At 72.4% G+C, this 20,640-nt stretch carries 18 protein-coding genes; 14 read left to right on the forward strand and 4 right to left on the reverse strand.

Annotated features, from left to right (window positions below; genetic code table 11):
* Window positions 1–35: 35 nt before the first annotated feature.
* Together ABD378_RS37610 and ABD378_RS37615 are read left to right on the forward strand one after the other, a co-directional pair.
* The gene (locus ABD378_RS37610) at window positions 36–761 is read left to right on the forward strand and encodes a class I SAM-dependent methyltransferase (RefSeq protein WP_344528726.1); all 726 of its coding nucleotides are present in this window, start codon (window positions 36–38) and stop codon (window positions 759–761) included.
* A 49-nt stretch (window positions 762–810) separates the two neighbouring features.
* Entirely contained in the window at window positions 811–1,323 is a 513-nt protein-coding gene (locus ABD378_RS37615; protein WP_344528728.1) for a hypothetical protein, read from the forward strand.
* Window positions 1,324–1,395: 72 nt separating this feature from the next.
* On the opposite strand, the gene ABD378_RS37620 is transcribed toward ABD378_RS37615, so the two are convergent.
* Entirely contained in the window at window positions 1,396–2,781 is a 1,386-nt protein-coding gene (locus tag ABD378_RS37620; protein WP_425583950.1) for an MFS transporter, read from the reverse strand.
* A 118-nt stretch (window positions 2,782–2,899) separates the two neighbouring features.
* Here ABD378_RS37620 and ABD378_RS37625 point away from each other — a divergent pair, with 118 nt between their 5' ends.
* Window positions 2,900–3,541 carry a TetR/AcrR family transcriptional regulator gene (locus tag ABD378_RS37625; RefSeq protein WP_344528732.1) on the forward strand — a complete coding sequence of 214 codons (642 nt, stop codon included), beginning with the start codon at window positions 2,900–2,902 and terminating at the stop codon, window positions 3,539–3,541.
* Between the two features lie 96 nt (window positions 3,542–3,637).
* A complete protein-coding gene (locus ABD378_RS37630) occupies window positions 3,638–4,651 on the forward strand; it encodes a tellurite resistance/C4-dicarboxylate transporter family protein (protein WP_344528734.1) in 1,014 nt (337 codons plus the stop codon).
* Here ABD378_RS37630 and ABD378_RS37635 read toward each other — a convergent pair.
* Window positions 4,635–5,576 (reverse strand): LysR family transcriptional regulator, encoded by a 942-nt coding sequence (locus ABD378_RS37635; protein WP_344528736.1) that lies wholly within the window; start codon window positions 5,574–5,576, stop codon window positions 4,635–4,637. The genes ABD378_RS37630 and ABD378_RS37635 overlap by 17 nt on opposite strands.
* Window positions 5,577–5,719: 143 nt before the next feature.
* On the opposite strand from ABD378_RS37635, the gene ABD378_RS37640 reads away from it, so the two are divergent.
* From ABD378_RS37640 to ABD378_RS37685, 10 genes are all read left to right on the forward strand, one after another.
* Window positions 5,720–7,198 carry an MFS transporter gene (locus ABD378_RS37640; protein ID WP_344528738.1) on the forward strand — a complete coding sequence of 493 codons (1,479 nt, stop codon included), beginning with the start codon at window positions 5,720–5,722 and terminating at the stop codon, window positions 7,196–7,198.
* Window positions 7,199–7,230: 32 nt separating this feature from the next.
* The gene (locus ABD378_RS37645; RefSeq protein WP_344528740.1) at window positions 7,231–7,779 is read left to right on the forward strand and encodes a pyridoxamine 5'-phosphate oxidase family protein; all 549 of its coding nucleotides are present in this window, start codon (window positions 7,231–7,233) and stop codon (window positions 7,777–7,779) included.
* 6 nt (window positions 7,780–7,785) lie between these two features.
* Window positions 7,786–8,619, forward strand: coding sequence for a M55 family metallopeptidase (locus ABD378_RS37650; RefSeq protein ID WP_344528742.1), 834 nt, complete (start codon window positions 7,786–7,788; stop codon window positions 8,617–8,619).
* On the forward strand, window positions 8,612–9,964 hold the full coding sequence (locus tag ABD378_RS37655) for a M20/M25/M40 family metallo-hydrolase (RefSeq protein ID WP_344528744.1): 1,353 nt from the start codon (window positions 8,612–8,614) through the stop codon (window positions 9,962–9,964). The genes ABD378_RS37650 and ABD378_RS37655 overlap by 8 nt, the downstream gene beginning before the upstream one ends.
* 36 nt (window positions 9,965–10,000) lie before the next feature.
* Complete coding sequence (locus ABD378_RS37660; RefSeq protein WP_425583951.1) at window positions 10,001–11,986, forward strand: S9 family peptidase; 1,986 nt, start codon at window positions 10,001–10,003, stop codon at window positions 11,984–11,986.
* Window positions 11,983–12,906: a S66 peptidase family protein gene (locus ABD378_RS37665; protein ID WP_344528748.1), complete on the forward strand. Its 924-nt coding sequence runs from the start codon at window positions 11,983–11,985 to the stop codon at window positions 12,904–12,906. The genes ABD378_RS37660 and ABD378_RS37665 overlap by 4 nt, the downstream gene beginning before the upstream one ends.
* A gap of 185 nt (window positions 12,907–13,091) precedes the next feature.
* Window positions 13,092–14,900: an alpha/beta fold hydrolase gene (locus ABD378_RS37670; RefSeq protein ID WP_386543307.1), complete on the forward strand. Its 1,809-nt coding sequence runs from the start codon at window positions 13,092–13,094 to the stop codon at window positions 14,898–14,900.
* Between the two features lie 131 nt (window positions 14,901–15,031).
* The gene (locus ABD378_RS37675) at window positions 15,032–15,280 is read left to right on the forward strand and encodes a LapA family protein (RefSeq protein WP_344528750.1); all 249 of its coding nucleotides are present in this window, start codon (window positions 15,032–15,034) and stop codon (window positions 15,278–15,280) included.
* A 66-nt stretch (window positions 15,281–15,346) separates the two neighbouring features.
* Entirely contained in the window at window positions 15,347–15,910 is a 564-nt protein-coding gene (locus ABD378_RS37680; protein WP_344528752.1) for a GNAT family N-acetyltransferase, read from the forward strand.
* A gap of 68 nt (window positions 15,911–15,978) precedes the next feature.
* The gene (locus ABD378_RS37685) at window positions 15,979–17,958 is read left to right on the forward strand and encodes a DUF5107 domain-containing protein (RefSeq protein ID WP_344528754.1); all 1,980 of its coding nucleotides are present in this window, start codon (window positions 15,979–15,981) and stop codon (window positions 17,956–17,958) included.
* Between the two features lie 18 nt (window positions 17,959–17,976).
* Here ABD378_RS37685 and ABD378_RS37690 read toward each other — a convergent pair whose 3' ends face one another.
* Complete coding sequence (locus ABD378_RS37690; protein WP_344528756.1) at window positions 17,977–19,272, reverse strand: amidohydrolase family protein; 1,296 nt, start codon at window positions 19,270–19,272, stop codon at window positions 17,977–17,979.
* 55 nt (window positions 19,273–19,327) lie between these two features.
* Window positions 19,328–20,602, reverse strand: a complete 1,275-nt coding sequence (locus tag ABD378_RS37695) for an amidohydrolase family protein (protein WP_344528758.1) — start codon at window positions 20,600–20,602, stop codon at window positions 19,328–19,330.
* Window positions 20,603–20,640 lie beyond the last annotated feature (38 nt).

Genomic DNA, 20,640 nt, shown 5'->3' on the forward strand with positions numbered 1-20,640 from the left:
TTCGGCGGTCGTCGTCGCACCCTGGGGAGCTGGGCATGAGCGTCACGAGTCGGTACAGGGAGGCGTGGGAGGGGTTCTGGCGGGATGCCCCCGACGAAGAGGGGGCCGTCCTCTGGGACGCCGAACCCGCGCTCACCGTCGGCATCCATCTCGCTCTCTTCGAACCGCACTTGGCGGCAGCCGGCCTCCCCGTCGTGGACCTCGGCTGCGGCAACGGCACCCAGACCCGCTTCCTCGCCGACCGCTACCCGCGCGTCCTGGGCGTCGACCTGTCGGCCGCCGCGCTGGGGCACGCACGGCGCGCCGACCCGGCGGAACAGGTCGAGTTCCGGCAGGTCGACGCCGCGGAGAAGGCCGAGGCCGAGCAACTGCACGCGGAGCTCGGCGATGTGAACGTCTATATGCGCGGGGTGCTCCACCAGTGCGACCCTGCCGACCGCCAGCCGCTGGTCGACGGCATCGCGGCGCTGCTCGGCGAGCGCGGCAGAGCGTTCGTCGTCGAGCTCGCCGAGGCCGCGGGGACGGTCCTGAGGGGCCTTGCCCAGAGCCCCGACGGCCCGCCACCGAAGCTGGCGCCGGTGTTCGCGCACGGCATCGCGCCGGGCGAGGTCGCGGACGCCGCGGTGCCGGAGTACGTGGCAGCGGCGGGCCTCACGGTCCTGGCGCACGGTGAACTTCCGCTCACCACGACCGAGTTCACGCCGGACGGGACGCGGATCGAGCTGCCGTCGAAGTGGCTGGTGGTGGGGCGGGCGGGGTGACTTCAGCGGGCATTTGCAGGTTCGCGTCAACCGTCCCTAGGTTGGTCCGATGGGTCTCTTCGACAAACTCACCGGCACCAGGCACCCCGGCAGTGGTGTCGCCCCGCGTACCGCCGAGGAAGTCCGGGCCGCGCTGCTCGGACTCAACGGGCCGGACGTGCCGTACCTCGTGCGCAACGGCACCCCGTCCGAGAGCGCCGACCTGGTGGCGGAGTGGCGGATCCTGGAGCCCGCCTGGCGCACCTTCTTCGTCCGGACCCAGCTGGACCGGACCGTCAGGACTCTGATGCGTCTGATGCCGGACAGCCACGAGGTGCGCACGGTCGACGAGCAGTGGAAGGTCCAGTGGGTCGGGGACACGCCCAGGCTGGCCCAGTCGCGCGAGTACTCCCGTGGGCAGGTGACCATGAAGAGTCGGCAGTGGACGTTCGAGCGCGGGGACGACGGCAAGCTGCACAAGACGGAGACGTTCACCTTCGACCCCGCCGAGATGAAGGACCCCCTGCGGGACGCGGTGCTCGACGCGGGGTGGGTGTGGCGGGGAGTGGTGTTCAAGCTGTGAGCGGCGGGCTGGACGCGGGGCCCGCTGAAGGTCCCGCGACCCGCGGGGTGCGGGCGAGGGTCAGGACGTGCCTCAGGACACCCGCGGCCTGATCCGCCGCGCCGCGACGACCCCCATGGCCGCCAACGCGCCCGTCAGCGCGAACGTGGCCGTCAGGGCGGCGGACGTGGACGCCCCGTGAACATCGGCCAGGGAGACCGCGGCGCCGCCCAGGCCGCTGAGCACCGCGACCGCCAGGGTCTGGGCGAGCTGCATCGCGCCGCTCGCCTCGCCCTGCCGGTCGGCCGGTGCCTGCTCCATGGCGTCCGTGGTCGCGGCGTTGAAGGCCACGCCCATGCCCGCGCCGCCGATCGCCCACCCGGCCACGGCGGTCAGCGCGGGCACCGCGTCGACGAGGATGCCGAGCGCCATCACCGCGATCCCCACGAGGAGCACCGCGAAGCCCGCCGCGATCGGCACGGCACGGGAGCGCCCGCCCCAGCGCGCGTCGGCCCTGCCCTGCCAGGCCGCCCCGAGCACCCAGGTGATCGCGCCCGCCGAGAGCCCGAGCCCGGCCTCCGTGGCGCTGAGGTCGCGCAGTTGGACCAGGCCGAGCGGCAGGAACGCCTCGCTGCCGAAGTACGCACCGCAGAGCAGGAAGCGCAGCACCACGCCGGTCGGCACCCCGGGCCGCACGGTGAGCGTGCCGGGCGGGGTCACCGAGCTCAGCGCGAAGATCCCCGCGGCGGCGCCGAGCAGGGCCAGGGGGACGAGCAACGCCGGTTCGTGCAGCTGGAGTCCGGCGAGGAGCACACCGGTGCCCGCGGCGAGCAGGACGCTGCGCGCCACCGGAGTCGCCCACCACCGGCCGTCCTTGGGGCGGGCCACGCCACCGCTGCCCAGGTGGCGCAGTCGTGGCAGGACCAGTGCGGCGGCAGCGGCGATCAGTGGCAGGAGGAGCACGAACACACCGCGCCAGGAGATCTGTTCGGCGATCACGGCGGCGACGGTCGGCCCGACGAGGGAGGGCACGGTCCAGGCGCCCGAGACGAGCGCGAACATCCGCGCCCTCAACTGCTGTGGATACGCCAGGGAGATGACCATGTACGCCAGCGCCATGACGGCGCCGACGCCGAGGCCCTGGAGGAAGCGCCCGGCCAGGAAGGCGGTCCAGTTCGGCGCGGACCCGGCCACCGCGCAGCCGACGGCGAAGACGGCGAGGCCCGCGGCCAACGGCCGCGCGGGGCCCCGGAGATCGGCGGCCCGCCCGGCGGCGACCGTGCCGATCAGGTTGGCCAGCATCAGGGCGGAAAGGCCCCAGCCGTAGGCGCCCAGGCCGCCGAGTCTCCCGGCGATCTCAGGCAGCACGGTGGCCACGCCCATCGACTCGAAGGCCACCAGGCCGACGGAGAGGACGATGCCCCAGGTCAGCGCCGTGTAGGGCGCGCTGAGCACGCTCTCGCCCCTGGCGGCGTACACGGGCTCGGGCGTGGTGAGCGGCTGGTCGGTGGTCGATTCCTGCTCAGGCAAGGTCGCCCCCTCCCTTATATTTCGATCCGGAACGGAACGAAACCACATGCTACCTATACTGCCTCCCATGGCAACCCTCGATTCCGTCGGCCACACCGAACGTCCAGCGGGACGGCCCCGCGACACCCGGCTCGACGGGGCCATCCTCACCGCGACGACGGAGCTCCTGGAGGAGTCCGGCTACGCGCATCTGACGATGGAGGCGGTGGCGCGACGCGCGGGCACGACCAAACCGGCCATTCGCCGCCGCTGGACCTCCCGGCAGCGCCTCGTCGTCGCGGCCCTCGCCGAGACCATGGGCACCGCCCCCACCCCGGACACCGGCTGCACGCACTGTGACCTGATCGAGGGCATCGAGACCATCAGCCGTGCCTTCGGCGGCAACCTCGGCCGCCGCACCCTGCCCGCACTGGTGGCCGACCTGGCGGACGACCCGGAGCTCGACCGCACCTTCGCCGAGACGATCTTCCACCCCAGAAGGGCCACCACCGAGGCGGCCCTGCGCCGCGGCATCGAACGCGGTGACATCCGCCCCGACGCGGACATCGACCTGCTCCTGGACGTGCTCGCCGCCACCACCTACCACCGGGTGCTCTTCGGCCACGCCCCCGTGACCGACTCCCTCGCCCATGACGTCGTCATGACGGTGATGGGCGGCGCGGCGACGCCGCGCTGGCGCGGGCACTACCAGCGGCGCCACGCCGACTGACGTGCCGGGGCCGCTCGGCCGTGTCAGGATCGCGGGCGGGGGGCTAGTAGGGCTAGTACGCCTTCGTGTGCCTTCGTACGCCTAGGGAGCCGCCCTGTGCCGAGCGACGCAGCCAGCAGCCGCGGCCCGCGCTGGACGGACTGGGCCGACGGTCTGCCGCCCGCCTCGGGCGCCGTCGTCATGGCCACCGCCGTGCTCTCCGTCGGACTGCACCTGCTCGGCGTGGAGTGGGCGTCGGTGGCACTGCTCGTGGTGGCACTGGTGGTCTGGCTGTTCCTCGCCACTGTCTTCGCCCGGCATCTGCTGACCGAACGGGAGCGCTGGCACCGCGAGATCGACACCCCGCCCGCACTGACCGCCGTCGCCGCGACGGCGGTCCTCGGCACCCGCCTCTCGCTGCTCGGACACCAGGCCGTGTCCGTGGCGCTGCTCTGCCTCAGCGTGCTGCTCTGGCCGTTGCTGATGTCCCACGTCATCCGCCACTGGCAGAGCAGGGTCCCGGGCGCCGCCTATCTGGTGTGCGTGGCCACCCAGGCCATCGTGGTCCTCGCCGCCACCGTGGCCACCGCCGACCGGCAGGCGTGGCTGATGTGGCCCGCTCTGGTCCTCTTCGTCATCGGCCTCGTCCTGTACGCCGTGGTCCTGATCCGCTTCGACTTCCGCCAACTCGCCACCGGCCGGGGCGACCACTGGATCATCGCCGGTGCCATGGCCATCTCCGCACTCGCCGGATCGAAGCTGGTCGCCGCCGCCGTGCCGCAGGGGACGCTGCGGTGGGCGACCCCCGCGCACGACGTCCTGCGGATCGTCACCCTCGTCGCGCTCGGCCTCGCCTTCGCCTGGTACGCCGTGCTCGTCGTCTGTGAACTGCGGTGGCCGCGCCTGCACTACGACGTGCGCCGCTGGGCCACCGTCTTCCCCCTCGCCATGACCGCCGTCGCCGCGCTCTCCACCTCCACGGCCGCGGCCGTACCGGCGCTCTGGACCTGCGGGAAGGTGCTGATCTGGCCCGCGCTCGCGGTCTGGGCCGTGGTCGCGGCCGGCGCCTTCCGCGCGGCGCGCGACCGCACGGGGGCCCAGGCCTCCGCCGGCCTCACCCCGCAGCGGTGACGGCTCCCGGCACCACACTCCGCGGATCTCCCTGCGCCACCTCACGGGCCACCTCGCGGGCGGTCCGCGCGAACGTCTCGATCGCCCCCGTGCCGTGCCCGGCCCGCCACACCAGGCCGTACCCGACCGGCTCGGCGTCGGCGAAGGGGACGTAGGCGACACCGGGCCGGGTGAAGTACGTCCCGGTGTGCGCGGGGGCGAGGAACGCGCCCTTGCCGCCCGCGACCATCATCAGCGCCTCCTGCATGTTGGTCACACCAGGACCGCGGCCGATCGGCCTGCCGGACGGGGTGCGCGAGGGGACGTGGTGCTCCAGCCAGTAGTCGGGCACCTCGCCCTCGATCGTCAGGAGCGGTACGTCGGCCAGGTCCTCGAGCGACACCGAGTCCCGCGCGGACAGCGGATGCGCCGATGCGACCGCCAGGACGCGCTCCTCGGCGAGCAGCGCGGGACCGCCGCCCAGGTCCTCCTCGCGCACCGGGAACTCCGTGAGCTGCACGTCGAACTCGCCCTTGCGCAGCTGCCCGTACGGATCGCCGAGCGGCACCTCGCAGATCTCCACGGCGAGCCCCGGATGGCTCACGCGCAGCGCCTCCGTCGCCCGCATCACGATCTCTCCGGCCAGCGGATTGGCGAAGCCGACGTGCAGCACGCTGTCGATGCCGCGCGCGGTGGCCGCCGCCCGTTCGACGGCGGCGTCGATGGCCCGGTGGTGCGGTTCCAGGTCGGCGCGGAGCTGACGGCCGAGCGCGGTGAGCCCGACGCGGCGGCTCGTGCGGACGAACAGCGGGGCGCCGACGCGGCGTTCGGTGCGCTGGATCAGCTGGCTCACCCGGGCGCGTGACAGCCGCATGCGCTCGGCCGTCCTGCCGAAGTGCAGCTCCTCGGCCAGGAGCAGAAAGCACTCCAGTTCATCGCGTTCCATCGACGTCCCCCCAGGCAGATCGGATCGGTAAGCCTGGTTGAACGAACGTTGCGATCTTCGCCGTTGTTCCGCCCCCGCCCCCGGCCGATGGTGAGCGAGCCGGGAAATCCCCCGCATCATCCATGAGTTGGCGGAGATCTGACATGAGTACGCACAGAGAGTCATCAGCCGGGGCGCCGAGCGCTTCTCCGGTCACCTTCAAGCGGCGCGAGTGGGGTGTCCTGCTCGTCCTGTGCGGCGCGATCTTCCTCGAAGGCATCGACGTGGCCATGCTGAACGTGGCCCTGCCGTCCATCCGAGCCGACCTGGGCCTGTCCACCGGATCGCTGCAGTGGGTCATGAGCGCCTACGTCCTCGGCTACGGCGGCTTCATGCTGCTCGGCGGCCGGGCGGCCGACCTCTTCGGGCGCCGCCAGATGTTCGTCCTCTGGCTCTCCGTCTTCCTGGTCTTCTCCGGGCTCGGCGGCTTCGCCACCGAGGGCTGGATGCTGATCGTCGCCCGCTTCGTCACCGGCGTGGCCGCGGCCTTCATGACCCCCGCGGGCCTCTCCATCATCACCACGGGCTTCGACGAGGGCCCGCGGCGCAACAAGGCGCTGCTCTTCTACTCCGGCACCGCCGCGGGCGGCTTCTCGATCGGCCTGGTCGTCGGCGGTCTGCTCACCGCGATCGGCTGGCGCTGGGTCTTCTTCGTGCCCGTGGTGCTCTCCGCCCTGATCCTGGCCGCCGCGCTCGCCTTCGTCCCCAAGTCGCCGCGCCCCGACCGCACCGGGCAGAGCGTCGACCTGGTGGGGGCCGTCATGGTCACCGCCGCGATCGTGCTGCTCGTCCTGGGCGTGGAGCGCGCCTCTCACGCGAGCGCCGCCGCCACGGCAGGCACCCTCGCCGCTGGCCTCGCCCTCCTCGCCGTCTTCGTAGCCGTCGAGCGACGCTCGGCATCCCCGCTCGTCCGCCTGGGGATCTTCCGCAGCGGCGCCCTGGTCCGCGCCAACCTCTCGGGGCTCTTCTTCGCGGGCGGCTTCTTCGGGTTCCAGTTCCTTGTCGTCCTCTACCTCCAGGAGCTGCGGGACTGGTCCACGCTCCAGACCAGCCTCGCGATGATCGTCATCGGCGCCGACGCGGTGCTTTCGCCCACCGTCACCCCCAAGCTCGTCGAGCGCTTCGGCAACGCCCGGGTGATCTTCGGCGGTCTGCTGCTCGCCGCACTCTCCTACGCCCTGTTCCTGCCGGTCGGCGCCGACTGGACCTACCTGGCGATGTTCCCGAGCCTGATCATCCTGAGCCTCGGCTTCGCCCTCACCTACGGACCGCTCACCATCGTTGCCACCGAGGGCGTCAAGGAGGAGGAGCAGGGCCTGGCCGGCGGGCTGCTCTACACCGCCTTCCAGTTCGGTGCCGCGCTCGGCCTCTCCACCGTCACCGCGGTCAACGTCTGGGCCACCACGTCGAGTTCACCCGCAGCGCTCCTCGACGGCTACCGCGCGGCCCTGTGGGTCCCGCTCGCGGCGGCCCTGCTCGCCGCGCTGGTCAGCGCCTTCGGGCTCCGCTCGCGGCCGGGCACGGTGACGGCGTCCGGCGGACCGGTGGACGACCTCGCCCCCGAGATCCCCGCCACGCGCTGATCCGCCACCCCACCCGGCAAGGAGTACCCGACATGCCCACCACCAAAGTCAGCGACTTCTCCGACCTGCGGGACACGTTCTTCTCGTACGTACGCGACATCAAGTACGCCACGATGATCACCGTCGACCGCGGGAACCGTCCCCGGGCCCGCGTCCTGCTCCCCGTCTGGGAGGTCGTCGACGGCCTTCCGGTCGGCTGGCTCGCCGCGTACAAGACTCCCGTCAAGACGGCCCACCTGGCCGGCAACCCGCACACCACCTACTCCTACTGGAACCCCCGCCAGAACACCGTCCACGTCGACGCCCTCTCCGCCTGGGCCGAGGACGAGGCCGCCAAGCGCCACGCCTGGGACCTCTACACCCGGGGCGGGCCGCCCGGCGTGGGCTACGACCCCGTCCACTACTGGCGCGGCGGCCCGGAGGATCCCGAGTACCACGTCATCCGCATCGAGCCATGGCGGATCCAGCTGGTCCGCGGATCGGACCTGCGCAGCACCCTGTGGCAGCCGACGGGGAAGGGGGTGGCGCGCGACGCGGTCACCGACGGACCTGGTCCAGGAGTTGGCGAACGCGTAGCGTGAGGCCGCATGAAGATCCTGATCAGCGCAGACATGGAGGGCGCCACGGGTGTTACGTGGCCGGCCGACGTGCTGCCCGGTACGCCGCAGTGGGAGCGGTGCCGTTCGATGTTCACGTCGGACGTCAACGCCGCCGTGCTCGGCTTCTTCGACGGGGGCGCCGACGAGGTGCTCATCAACGAAGCGCACTGGACCATGCGCAACCTGCTTCTCGAGAACCTCGACGAGCGGGCCCAGATGCTCACCGGGCGGCACAAGTCCCTCTCCATGATCGAGGGCGTCCAGCACGACGACGTGGACGGCATCGCGTTCATCGGCTATCACGCGGGCGCCGGCATGGAGGGCGTGCTCGCGCACACCTACCTCGCCAACTCGATCACCGGAGTGTGGGTCAACGGCGTCCGGGCGAGCGAGGGACTGCTCAACTCCCATGTCGTCGCCGAGTACGGAGTACCCGTCGTCCTGGTCACCGGAGACGATCTGGCCTGCGACGACGCGCTCGGCTACGCACCCGGCGCGCTGAAGGTGGCCGTCAAGGACCACGTGTCGCGGTACGCGGCGGTCTGCCGCACCCCGCGGCGGACCGCCTCCGACATCCGGGCCGCGGCGAAGGAGGCGACGCCGCTCGCCGTGCGGCACGAACCGGTGCGGGGCGGCCCGTTCACCGTGGAGCTCGAATTCGACGCCGAGCACCTGTCCATGGCGTCCACCGTGGTGCCGGGCGTGCGGCGCACCGGCGAGCGGAAGATCGCGTACACCAGCGAGACCATGTACGAGGGCATTCGTACGTTCAAGGCGGTCACGACGATCGCATCGGCGGCGGTGGAGGAGCAGTATGGCTGAGGAGCAGCCGGGGCATCAGGGCACCGGACACGTCGACGGGCAAGCGCTCGACGAGGTGGTCCGGTTCACCTCCGAACTCATCCGCATCGACACCACCAACCGGGGCGGCGGCGACTGCCGGGAGCGGCCCGCCGCCGAGTACGCCGCCGAGCGTCTCGCCGGAGCCGGGCTCGAACCGACGCTCCTGGAGCGCACACCGGGGCGTACGAACGTCGTCGCGCGGATCGAGGGCACGGACCCCTCCGCGGACGCGCTGCTCGTGCACGGCCACCTGGACGTCGTCCCGGCCGAGGCCGCGGACTGGAGCGTCGACCCGTTCTCCGGGGAGATCCGCGACGGTGTCGTCTGGGGGCGCGGTGCCATCGACATGAAGAACATGGACGCGATGATCCTGTCCGTGGTGCGCGGCTGGGCGCGCGCGGGAGTGCGGCCCCGGCGGGACATCGTGATCGCGTTCACCGCCGACGAGGAGGCGAGCGCCGAGGACGGTTCCGGGTTCCTCGCCGATCAGCACGCGTCCCTCTTCGAAGGATGCACGGAGGGCATCAGCGAGTCCGGCGCCTTCACCTTCCACGACGGGCGCGGCAATCAGCTCTACGCCATCGCGGCGGGGGAGCGCGGCACCGGCTGGCTCAAGCTGACCGCGCGCGGCAAGGCGGGCCACGGCTCGAAGGTGAACCCCGACAACGCCGTGGGCAAGCTCGCCGCCGCGATCTCGCGCATCGGGGAGTACCGCTGGCCGGTGCGGCTCACGCCGACGGTCCGGGCCGCCCTGACCGAACTGGCCGCGCTGTACGGGGAGCAGACCGACCTCGAGGCGCCCGGCTACGACGTGGACGCGCTCCTGGAGAAGCTCGGCCCGGCCGCCGACCTCGTCGCGCCGACGGTACGCAACAGCGCCAACCCGACGATGCTGCAGGCCGGTTACAAGGTGAACGTGATCCCCGGGGAGGCCGTCGCCTACGTGGACGGCCGCTTTCTGCCGGGCGGCGAGGAAGAGTTCGCCGCCACCCTTGACCGGCTCACCGGAGCGGACGTCGACTGGGAGTTCCACCACCGTGAGGTGGCGCTCCAGGCGCCGGTCCAGTCGCCGACGTACGCGAAGATGCGGGCGGCCGTCGAGGAGTTCGCGCCCGAGGGACATGTCGTGCCGTACTGCATGTCCGGCGGCACGGACGCCAAGCAGTTCTCACGGCTCGGAATCACCGGCTACGGCTTCTCGCCGCTGAAGACACCGGAGGGCTTCGACTACCAAGCGCTCTTCCACGGAGTCGACGAGCGCGTGCCGGTCGACGCGCTGCACTTCGGCGTCCGCGTCCTCGACCGCTATCTGAGAACGGCCTAGGGAACACAACCGATCATGGGGGAAGAGAAGGACATGATGCAGACCCAGGCTTACGGATCATGGCCGTCGCCCATCGACGCGGCGCTCGCCGCCGCCCACGACGGGTCACCGGCCCACGCGGACTTCGTCGGGGACGAGGCGTGGTGGACCGAGCCGAGGCCTGCCGAAGGGGGCAGGCGCGTCCTGGTGCGGCGGCGTCCGGACGGCGCGGAGGAGTCCGTGCTGCCCGAGCCGTGGAATGTGCGCAGCCGGGTCCTGGAGTACGGGGGGCGTTCCTGGGCCGGGGCCGAGGGTCCTGACGGGCCGCTGGTCGTGTTCGCCAACTTCTCGGACCAGCGCCTGTACGCGTACGAGCCCGACACCCCCGGAGCCGTGCCGCGCCCGCTGACCCCGCTCTCCGACGTGGGCGGCGGCCTGCGGTACGTCGACCCGTGCGTGCACCTGGACCGGGGCGAGGCCTGGTGCGTCCTGGAGGAGTTCACCGGGGAGGCACCGACCGATGTGCGGCGGGTCGCCGTCGCCGTGCCGCTGTACGACACGGCGACCGACGACCGCGCGGCGGTGCGTGAACTCTCCGACGCCCGGCACCGGTTCATCACCGGGCCCCGCCTCTCGCCGGACGGCGCCCGCGTGGCGTGGATCGCCTGGGACCACCCCCGGATGCCGTGGGACGGCACGGAACTCCTGGTCGCCGAGGTCCGCGCGGACGGCACGTTCGGCGCGCCGCGGGTGTTCGCGGGCGGCCCGGAGGAGTCCATCGCGCAGGCGGAGTGGGCGCCCGACGGGCGGCTGCTGTTCGCGAGCGACCGGTCCGGCTGGTGGAACCTCTACCGCGCGGACCCGGTGAACGGCGGGAACGGAGTGCCGATCTGCCCGCGCGACGAGGAGTTCGCCGGACCCCTGTGGCAGGTCGGCTCCGGCTGGTTCGCGCCCCTGGACAGCGGCCTGGTCGCCGTCGTGCACGGCAAGGGCGCCACCGCGCTCGGCGTGCTCGACCCGGAGACCGGCGAGGTCGTCGACGCTGCGGGCCCCTGGACGGAGTGGTCGGCGACCGTCGCGGTGAACGGCACCCGCGCCGTCGGCGTCGCGGCCAGCCCCCGCAGCGCGTACGAGGTCGTCGAGCTGGACACGAGCACCGGCCGCGCCCGGGTGATCGGCGCCGCGCACGACGACCCGGTGGACACCGCGTACTACCCAGAGCCGCGCATCCGCACCTTCAGCGGCCCGGCGGGCCGCGAGGTCCACGCGCACGTCTATCCACCGCACCACCCGGCCCGCATCGCCCCCGACGACGAACTCCCGCCGTACGTGGTGTGGGTGCACGGCGGCCCCACCGACCGTTCCCCTCTCGTACTCGACCTGGAGATCGCCTACTTCACCTCGCGCGGCATCGGCGTCGCGGAGGTCAACTACGGCGGCTCGACCGGCTACGGCCGCGCGTACCGCAACCGCCTGCGCGAGCAGTGGGGCATCGTCGACGTCGAGGACTGCGCGGCCGTCGCGCTCGCGCTCGCCGACGAGGGCACCGCCGACCGCGACCGCCTGGCGATCCGCGGCGGCAGCGCGGGCGGCTGGACCACGGCGTCCTCGCTGACCACGACGGACGTCTACGCCTGCGGCACGATCATCTACCCCGTCCTCGACCTGACGGAATGGGCCGCGGGCGGGACCCACGACTTCGAGTCGCGGTACCTGGACTCGATGATCGGGCCGTTCGACGAGGTGCCGACGCGGTACGTGGAGCGCTCGCCCGCGGAGCACGCCGACCGCGTCACTGTGCCCTTCCTGCTGCTCCAGGGGCTCGACGACGTGATCTGTCCGCCCGAGCAGGCCGAGAGGTTCGTCTCCGAGCTGGCGGGGCGGGGCGTGCCGCACGCCTACATCGCCTTCGAGGGCGAGGGGCACGGATTCCGCCGCGTGGACACGCTGATCCGGGCCCTGGAGTCCGAACTCTCCCTGTACGCACAGGTGTTCCGCCTGAACGTGTCCGGCGGCGCGCCCACCCTGGAGCTCGCCAAGTGACCCCCCTGACGCGTCCCGCGCGGCTGACCCCCGGCGCGCGGGTCGCCGTCGTGGCGCCCAGCGGTCCCATACCGGAGGAACGGCTCCAGGCGGGCCTCGACATCCTGCGCGGCTGGGACCTGGAACCGGTCGTCGCCCCTCATGTCCTGGACAGGCACCCGCGGTTCGACTACCTCGCGGGCACGGATACCGGCCGCGCCCGTGACCTCCAGGAGGCGTGGTGCGACCCTTCCGTCTCCGCGGTGCTCTGCGCGCGCGGCGGCTACGGCGCACTGCGGATGGTGGAGTCGCTTGACTGGGCGGCGATGCGGGCGGCGGGCCCCAAGGTGTTCGTCGGCTACAGCGACATCACCACACTGCACGAGGCGTTCGCGGCGCGGATGGGCCTGGCGACGCTGCACGGCCCGATGGTCGCGGCCATGGACTTCCTCAAGAGCACCCGCGCGCAGGAGCACTTGAGGGCCACGCTGTTCGAACCCGAGCAGGTCCAGGTGATCGCCTCGGGCGGGACCGCGCTCGCGCCGGGCCGCGCGCGGGGCGTCACGCTCGGCGGCTGCCTCTGCCTGCTCGCCTCGGACGTCGGCGCCGCAGGGGTGCGCACGTCGGCGCGGGGCGGGTTGCTCTTCCTGGAGGACACCGGCGAGGAGGCGTACCGCCTCGACCGCTATCTCACCCAACTCGCGCGCGCGGGCTGGCTCGAGGGGGTGAGCGGGGTCGCGCTCGGCTCGTGGGTGGACTGCGATCCCTACGACACGGTGCGGGCGCTGCTGCTCGACCGGCTCGGCGGTCTGGGGGTGCCGGTCGTCGAGGAGTTCGGGTTCGGGCACTGCGAGGGGGCGCTGACGATTCCTTTCGGGGTGGCGGGTGAACTGGACGCGGACGCGGGGACGTTGACGCTGGACGTGCCCGCGCTGGCATGAGGGCCGTAGCGGATCCAGGGGGCTGAGGGGCGGAGGCGCCGGTCGGGCCGCCTCGCTGAATCTCCGTCAATTCCCGGCGAGAAACTCCTGTCACGAGCGTTGACCCACACCTGACACGTGTCACAGCATGACCCTGGCCGGTTACTTACCGGTTGGTAGTCGGCTGTCCTCAGCGTGGAGGTCTCGTGTCCCGTCGTACCGCATCCCGTCGTGCCGTCTCCCGCACCCGCGCGCCGCTCGCCCTCGCCGTCGGCGCCGCGCTTGCCGCACCCCTGGCGCTCGCGGCACCCGCTCCCGCGAGCGCCACCGGTCAATTCACGGTCACTCCACTGAAGTTCACGGTCGACGCCGGCGGCAGGACCTGCACCGTCGACGCCGACCTCTACCGCCCCGCCGGAGTGGACGCCGCGCACCCCGCGCCCGCCGTCCTCACCACCAACGGCTTCGGCGGCAGCAAGTCGGACGGCGGAACGGCGGCCACCGGCAAGGCCTTCGCCGAGCGCGGATACGTCGGACTCGTCTACTCCGGGCTCGGCTTCGGCAAGTCCGGCTGCCTGATCTCCCTCGACGACCCGAAGATCGACGGCAAGGCGGCATCCGGGCTCGTCGACTTCCTCGCCGGGAAGCGCGCGGCCGACGACGGCACGACGGTCGACTACGTCACCAAGGACGCCGGGTCCGATCCGCGCGTCGGCATGATCGGCGGCTCCTACGGCGGGGCGATCCAGATGGCGACGGCCGCCGTCGACCGCCGGGTCGACGCCCTCGTACCGATGATCACCTGGAACGACCTGGGTTACTCGCTCGACCCGAACAACGCCTCCGACCGGAGCGTCCCCGGCGCCTCCAAGTGGCAGTGGATGAACGGCTTCTACCTCATCGGAGAGGGTCAGCCGCTCCTCGAACCGAGCCTGGACCCGTCCCGCGTCAACTCCCTCACCTGCCTGCACTTCGTCACCAAGGCCTGCGAGACGATCCGTACGCTCAACTCGGGCCGCTATCCCGCCGACAGGACCGAGGCCCTCCAGGAGTACGCGCGCAGCGTCTCGCCCGTCTCCTACCTGCCGCAGGTCAAGGCGCCGACCCTGCTGATCCAGGGCCAGGTCGACAGCCTCTTCAACCTCAACGAGGCGCAGGCGACGTACAAGACGCTCAAGGCGCAGGGCACCACGACGAAGATGATCTGGCAGTCCGCGGGCCACAGCGGCGGCCTCACCGACGCGGCGTCCGGTGAACTCAACCTCTCCGAGGGCAACTTGGAGACCAGCTACGTCGGCAAGCGCATCCTGTCGTGGTTCGACCGCTACCTCCAGCGGAAGAAGGGCGTCGACACCGGGCCCGCCTTCGCCTATCACCAGGACTGGGTCCCGGGCGACAGCGGACCGAACGGCACCTACGCGACCGCGTCGAAGGTGCCCGCCCTGAGCCAGAAGCTCTACCTGTCCGGCGACGGCAAGCTCGTCGAGAACCGCGAGAAGGTCGCGCGCGGCAGCCGTGAGTACCGCAACTGGCTCATCCCCACCAGCCACTCCGAGAGCTCCCTCGCCGGTCTGATCGGCCTGCCCGACCCCGCGCCGCGCGACACCAAGGGCACCTACCTCGACTGGACGACGGAGCCACTGACCGCGGCCGTGGACGTGGTCGGCTCCCCGAAGGCCACCCTCAAGGTCGTCTCGCCAAGGACCGAGCGGGTGCAGAACTCCGGCGACGCGGCCGACAAGCTGGTCCTCTTCGCCAAGCTGTACGACATCGCGCCCGACGGCAGGAAGACACTCGTGCACCGGCTCGTGGCGCCCGTGCGCGTACCGGACGTGACGAAGCCGTTCACCGTGTCGCTGCCGGGGATCGTGCACCGGTACGAGGCGGGGCACAAGCTGCAGTTCGTGGTGGCCGCCAGCGACGACGCGTACGTCGGGAACAGGGGAGTGAAGCCGGTGACCGTCACCAGCGCGCCCGAGGACACCGGGGTGATCGAGCTGCCCGTCGTCCGCTGATCCTCCTGGGGCTCACCCGTACGGCCCACACCCCCACCCCCGAGGGGCATCCACCGCGCGCGAACCCGGCCCAGCTGCCCATGCTGGTCACCGGGGGAGGGCGGTCGAATGCTCCGACGGAAGGGTTCACGATGAGTCCCAGCACCTCCTCGGGCGGCTCCAAGGGCGGCTCGGGCGGCGGCGGTGGCGTCATGACGCCCGGCAGGATCGCCGTCGCCGCGCTCGCCGTCCTCACCCTGGTCTTCATCTTCGAGAACACCCGCAGCACCAAGATCAGGCTGCTGATCCCCGAAGTGACCGTGCCGCTGTGGATGGCCCTGTTCGGCACGGCGGTGATCGGCGCGCTGTGCGGGGCGTACTACATGCGCAGGCGCAAGTGAGGGCGCTGCTCAGGCGTGCGGAAGGGTGAACGCTGCCCCGCGCAGCGGGGCGGCTAGCGTGGCCCGATGTCCGAAAGCACCGTTCACCTCGCCGAGGGGCCCCGCGTAGGCATACGTCCCTTCACCTACGCCGACGGCCCCGAGTTCACCGCACGCGTCCGGGAGAGCCGGGAGCTGCACCACCCCTGGCTCTTCCCGCCCGCCACGGACGAGGCGTACGCCACGTACGCGGGAGCGCTCATCGAGGACCGGACCAAGGCGGGGTTCCTGGTCTGTGAGCGGGATCGCGAGGGTGACCGGGAGGGCGGGTCCGGTGGTGCCATCGCCGGGTTCATCAACATCAACAACATCGTCGCGGGCGCCTTCCGCTGCGGGGCGCTGGGATACGGCGCCTTCGCGCACGCGGCGGGCCGCGGCCTGATGAGCGAGGGGCTCGGACTCCTCACGCGGTACGCCTTCGACGTACTGGAGCTGCATCGCCTGGAGATCAACGTCCAGCCCCGCAACGCCGCTTCGATCGCACTCGCCCGCAGCTGCGGCTTCCGGCTCGAGGGCTTCTCGCCGGACTTCCTGCACATCGACGGGGCGTGGCGCGATCACGAACGGTGGGCGCTGACCGCCACGCATTAGGCGCGCTGCGGTCTTTGCGTAATCCTGACCGGGATAGCCCCTGGTCGGGACGGCCACGACCGTGTTCCATGGTGATCGTGACGACCACCGTGCGACGTGACGTACTGACGCTGCCCGCCGCCCCGTTGGGCCCCGAGAACCCGCTGCCGCCGCTGCGGCCGCTCCGTGAAGTGCACACCCTGGACGAGCGCGGCAGAGAGGGCCTGCCGCGCGACATGGCGCGCCAGTTGGGGTACGAGCCGCTGCGCGGCATCCTGCCGACGCGGGTGCTCGACGGGTACGGACGCGAGCGGACCGACACGACGCTCGACACGCTGGTCATCGAGAACGACCGTCTTCGCGCCACTGTCCTGCCGGGTTTCGGCGGCCGTGTCCACTCCCTCTTCCACAAGCCGACCGGCCGTGAACTCCTCTACCGCAACCCGGTGTTGCAGCCCGCGGCCTTCGCGCTCAACGGCGCCTGGTTCTCCGGCGGCATCGAGTGGAACATCGGCGCCACCGGCCACACGACCCTGTCCTGCGCGCCGCTGCACGCCGCGCGCGTGACGGCGCCCGACGGCGGCGAGATGCTGCGGCTCTGGGAGTGGGAGCGGCTGCGGGACGTGCCGTTCCAGGTGGACCTGTGGCTGCCCGAAGGCTCCGACTTCCTCCACGTCGGCGTGCGGATCCGCAATCCGCACGAGAAGGCGGTGCCGGTCTACTGGTGGTCCAACATCGCGGTGCCGCAGGAGCGCAGGGTCCTCGCCCCCGCCGACGAGGCCTGGCACTTCGGGTACGCGGGCGGTCTTCGCCGGGTGCCGGTGCCGGAGACCGACGGGGTGGACCGGACGTATCCGCCGCGCAGCGAGTACGCGGCGGACTACTTCTACGACGTACCGGACCGGGCGCGCCGCTGGATCGCCGCGCTCGACGACGAAGGACACGGCCTCGTCCAGACGTCGACCGACCGACTGCGCGGCCGCAAGCTCTTCGTGTGGGGCTCCGGCGCGGGCGGGCGGCGCTGGCAGGAGTGGCTGACGGAGCCGAGCACCGGCGGGTACGCCGAGATCCAGGCGGGCCTCGCGCGGACCCAGCTCGAGCACGTACGCCTGGACGCCGAGGGCGAGTTCACCTGGCTGGAGTCGTACGGACCGCTGTCGGCGGAGCCGGGTCTGGTGCACGGATCCGACTGGCGGGCCGCGCGCGAGGAGGCCCAGGCGCGGCTCGCGGACGCGCTGCCGCGCGGTGCGGTGGAGGAGGCGTACGACGCGTGGCTGCCGTGCGCCGACACCGAGCCGGGCGAGGTGCTCGCCACCGGGTCCGGGTGGGGCGCGCTCGAAGTCCTGCGCGCGGACCACAAGTTGCCGGGCACGCCGTTCGCCGAGTCCACGCTGGGCCCCGAACAGGAGCCGTGGCTCGAGTTGTTGCACTCCGGCGCCGTCCCCGAGCCGCGCCGGGTCGCTCCGCCGGGGCCGACCCTGGTCGCCCCGCACTGGCGGGACATGCTGGAGACGGCGCCCGCGCGTCCGGTCGCCGAGTACCACCTGGGTGTCGCGCAGTGGCACGCGGGCGACCTGGCCCAGGCGGTGCGCAGCTGGGAGCGCGGTCTCGAACTCGCCCCGTCGCGCTGGCCGTTGCTGCGGTGCCTCGCGGTCGCCGACCAGGAGTCGGGCCACATCGAGCGCGCCGCCGACCGGTACGCGGAAGCCTTCGACGACCTGTGCCAGGAGCGGCGCGACGACGGTGCCCTGTGGACGGCCGCGAGTGCCGCCCTCGGCAGGGAGGCGATAGGCGTCCTGCTCGCCGCCGGACGGCAGCCGGTGGCGCGCGGCGTGTGGGACCGCCTGCACGCGTCCACGCGGACGGAGGGCCGCTTCCGCCTCGTCGAGATCCAACTGCTCATCGCGGAGGGGGAGAAGGCCGCGGCGCGGGCGATATTCGACGAGGGCTTCGAGGTGGCCGACCTGCGCGAGGGCGCCGAGGTGCTCGGCGAACTGTGGCGCGCGGTCACCGACGACGAACTGCCCGCTCGGTACGACTACCGGATGCGGGCAGCTTCGGAGGAGTGACGTCCCTGCTGGGGGCGGCTACGCCAACTCGCCGTCCCTGGCCACGACATGACCGCCGTGGACCACCATGTCCCGCTGCGGCATGTCCACCAGGACCTGCGGCAGGCACTCTCCGCGTACGAGGATGAAGTCGGCCGGGGAGCCGGGCTTCAGGTCCGCGTGGTCCAGGCCCATCACATCGGCGCCGCCGTGCGCGCCCACGCGGTAGCAGTCGGCCAGTTCGTCGTCGAGGCGGACGTCGGTGACCCAGCCGAGGATGTGCGTACGGTGCAGCATGTCGGCGTTGCCGAACGGGCTCCACGCGTCGCGCACCCCGTCCGAGCCGAGCCCGACCCGCACGCCGTGCTCGCGCAGCTTCGCGATCGGCAGGACAAGGGACTCGTTCGGCGCGACCGTCGTCAGGGAGATGTCCTGCTCGCCCAAGTCGGCGGCCATCCTGCCCAGTTCGGTGTCGGAGAGGTTCGGCAGGCAGAAGACGTGACTGACCGTGACCTTGCCGCGCAGGGAGAGCGCGCGGGTGCGCTCGACGATGGCCCGCAGGACCTTCGTGCCCTTCTCGTCGCGGTCGTGCAGGTGGATGTCCACGCTGACCCCGTGCCGGTCCGCGAGGCCGAAGACGAGGTCGAGCTGTTCGTCCATGGCGTTGTCGAAGCTGATCGGGTCGATGCCGCCGATCAGGTCGACGGACCCGGACCGGGCTGCTTCCTCCAGGAGTTCCGCCGTGCCGGGGGTCCGGATCACGCCGTGCTGCGGGAAGGCCACGATCTGCACGTCGAGGGCGTCCCGCAGCCGCTCGCGGGCCGCGTTCACGCCCTCGACACCGGCCAGGTCGTAGGCGGGTGCCACGTCCACGTGGGCGCGCATCGCGCGGGTCCCGCGGGTCACGGCGTGCGCCATCAGGCCGTATGCGCGCTCGCCGACCGGCCGGGCCTGGCTCTTGAACAGCTCCACGTCCTGGGCGCAGTAGTCGGCGATGCCGCTCGCCGGCTTCCGCGTCACCCAGGAGCCGCCCCACGTCGTCTTGTCCGGGTGGATGTGGGCGTCCACGAGCGAGGGCAGGGCCACCCGGCCGCCGCCGTCGATCACCTTGGCGCCCTTGGGCGCCGGGCTGTCCGTGATGCGGCCGTCGACGACCGTGAGGTCCACCGGGGTCTTCGCGCCGAAGGGACGGACGTCGCGGAACACCACGGCCTTGGGGCGGTGGGCGTCGCCGTGGGGCGCGGCGGCGGCCGGGGAGCCGGCCGATACGGCGGCTCCGGTACCGGCGAACGCGGCGGCGGCGCCGAGCACGCCGCGACGGGAAAGAGGCGTCATGGGGATCTCCTTCGGGGGTGGGGTGCGCGGATGACTGCCGAAAGGGGCGGGGAGTTCAGAGCGCGATGCCCGAACGGACCACGCGTACGGGCTTCTTGAGGACCGTCACGTCGGACAGCGGGTCGCCGTCCACGAGGAGCACGTCACCGGCGAAGCCGCGCGCGAGGCGGCCCGCCGTGCGCTCCAGGCCGAGCAGCTTCGCCGCGCCGGTGGTGGCCGTGCGGATCGCGTCGAGCGCGGAGAGCCCCGCCGCCCGCATCAGCTCCACCTCGCGGCCGATGGGCTTGATCTTCCCGCCCGAGGAGTCCGTGCCCGCCGCCAGCGGCACGCCGAGCTCGTGCGCGGCGAGCACGGCCCGCTTCAGGACCGGCAGGTACTGCCGGCCGCGCTCCGCGAGCACGGGGTCCGAGGACTCGGCGAGCCCGGCGATGGCGGTGAGCGTCGGCGTGAAGTACGTGCCCCTGCGCCGCATCTCGCGCAGCGTGCGCTCGCCGACGAACGCGCCGTGCTCCAGCGAACGGATGCCCGCCATGACGGCGTCGTGGCAGCCCTTCTCGCTGTAGCTGTGGCAGAGCACGCCCTTGCCGCCGCGCTCGGCGGCCGCGACCACGGCGGACAGCTGCTCGCGGTCGTACACCTGGGCCAGCGGGTCCTGCTCGGGAAGCCCGGCCCGCTCGTTGACCCGGGTCTTGATGACGTCGGCGCCACGGGCGAGGTTGACCTCGACGACGCGGCGCAGCGCCTCGGGGGAGCGCACGCCGTCACGGAGCCTGGCCAGCGGGGTCAGGTCCGGGTCGGCGAGGATCGTGTCGCCCAGGTCGGGCGTGACGAAGACACCGGCGGCGCGCAGCCGCGGCGCCTGCCCCGGGGCCTGGCGGGCCAGCTCCCGTACGGCGATGTCCTGGTAGAAGCTGGTCGAGCCGCTGCGGGCACTTGTCGCCCCGCTCTGGACCGCGTCCCGTGCCTCGGCAGCGGTGTTGAGGTGGATGTGCGTGTCGACGAGACCCGGCAGGATCCAGCGCCCGTGGGCGGCGAGCACCTCGGCCCCTTCGGGCACATCGGTCCGCCCGCGCCCGCCCGCGGCGCGTACGACACCGTCCACGATGACGACCACCGCGTCCTCGGTCACCTCGCCGGTCGCGGGGTCGAGGAGGGTGCCGCCCTCGATGACCAGATCGCCGCCGGTGGGTCGACCCTCGCGTGCGGTGGCGTCGGCCTGGGGCGCTGAGGCGGCCAGCACGGCCGTGGTCCCGGCGAGCGCCGCGGCACCCGCGAGAACGCCACGCCGGGTGAGCCGTGACGAGGGCGGAGGGATGGACTCGACGCACATGGGGCTGCTCCAGGGCGGGTTACGGGTTGCGGAGGGAA

Origin of the sequence: Streptomyces rectiviolaceus, from assembly GCF_039533825.1 — a bacterium.
Lineage (GTDB): Bacteria > Actinomycetota > Actinomycetes > Streptomycetales > Streptomycetaceae > Streptomyces > Streptomyces rectiviolaceus.

Coding starts and splice junctions, on each gene's coding strand:
- ABD378_RS37640 (WP_344528738.1), top strand. CDS start 5,720: ATGAGTACGCACAGAGAGTCATCAGCCGGGGCGCCGAGCGCTTCTCCG.
- ABD378_RS37655 (WP_344528744.1), top strand. CDS start 8,612: ATGGCTGAGGAGCAGCCGGGGCATCAGGGCACCGGACACGTCGACGGG.
- ABD378_RS37675 (WP_344528750.1), top strand. CDS start 15,032: ATGAGTCCCAGCACCTCCTCGGGCGGCTCCAAGGGCGGCTCGGGCGGC.
- ABD378_RS37660 (WP_425583951.1), top strand. CDS start 10,001: ATGCAGACCCAGGCTTACGGATCATGGCCGTCGCCCATCGACGCGGCG.
- ABD378_RS37610 (WP_344528726.1), top strand. CDS start 36: ATGAGCGTCACGAGTCGGTACAGGGAGGCGTGGGAGGGGTTCTGGCGG.
- ABD378_RS37615 (WP_344528728.1), top strand. CDS start 811: ATGGGTCTCTTCGACAAACTCACCGGCACCAGGCACCCCGGCAGTGGT.
- ABD378_RS37690 (WP_344528756.1), bottom strand. CDS start 19,272: ATGACGCCTCTTTCCCGTCGCGGCGTGCTCGGCGCCGCCGCCGCGTTC.
- ABD378_RS37685 (WP_344528754.1), top strand. CDS start 15,979: ATGGTGATCGTGACGACCACCGTGCGACGTGACGTACTGACGCTGCCC.
- ABD378_RS37680 (WP_344528752.1), top strand. CDS start 15,347: ATGTCCGAAAGCACCGTTCACCTCGCCGAGGGGCCCCGCGTAGGCATA.
- ABD378_RS37650 (WP_344528742.1), top strand. CDS start 7,786: ATGAAGATCCTGATCAGCGCAGACATGGAGGGCGCCACGGGTGTTACG.
- ABD378_RS37635 (WP_344528736.1), bottom strand. CDS start 5,576: ATGGAACGCGATGAACTGGAGTGCTTTCTGCTCCTGGCCGAGGAGCTG.
- ABD378_RS37625 (WP_344528732.1), top strand. CDS start 2,900: ATGGCAACCCTCGATTCCGTCGGCCACACCGAACGTCCAGCGGGACGG.
- ABD378_RS37645 (WP_344528740.1), top strand. CDS start 7,231: ATGCCCACCACCAAAGTCAGCGACTTCTCCGACCTGCGGGACACGTTC.
- ABD378_RS37695 (WP_344528758.1), bottom strand. CDS start 20,602: ATGTGCGTCGAGTCCATCCCTCCGCCCTCGTCACGGCTCACCCGGCGT.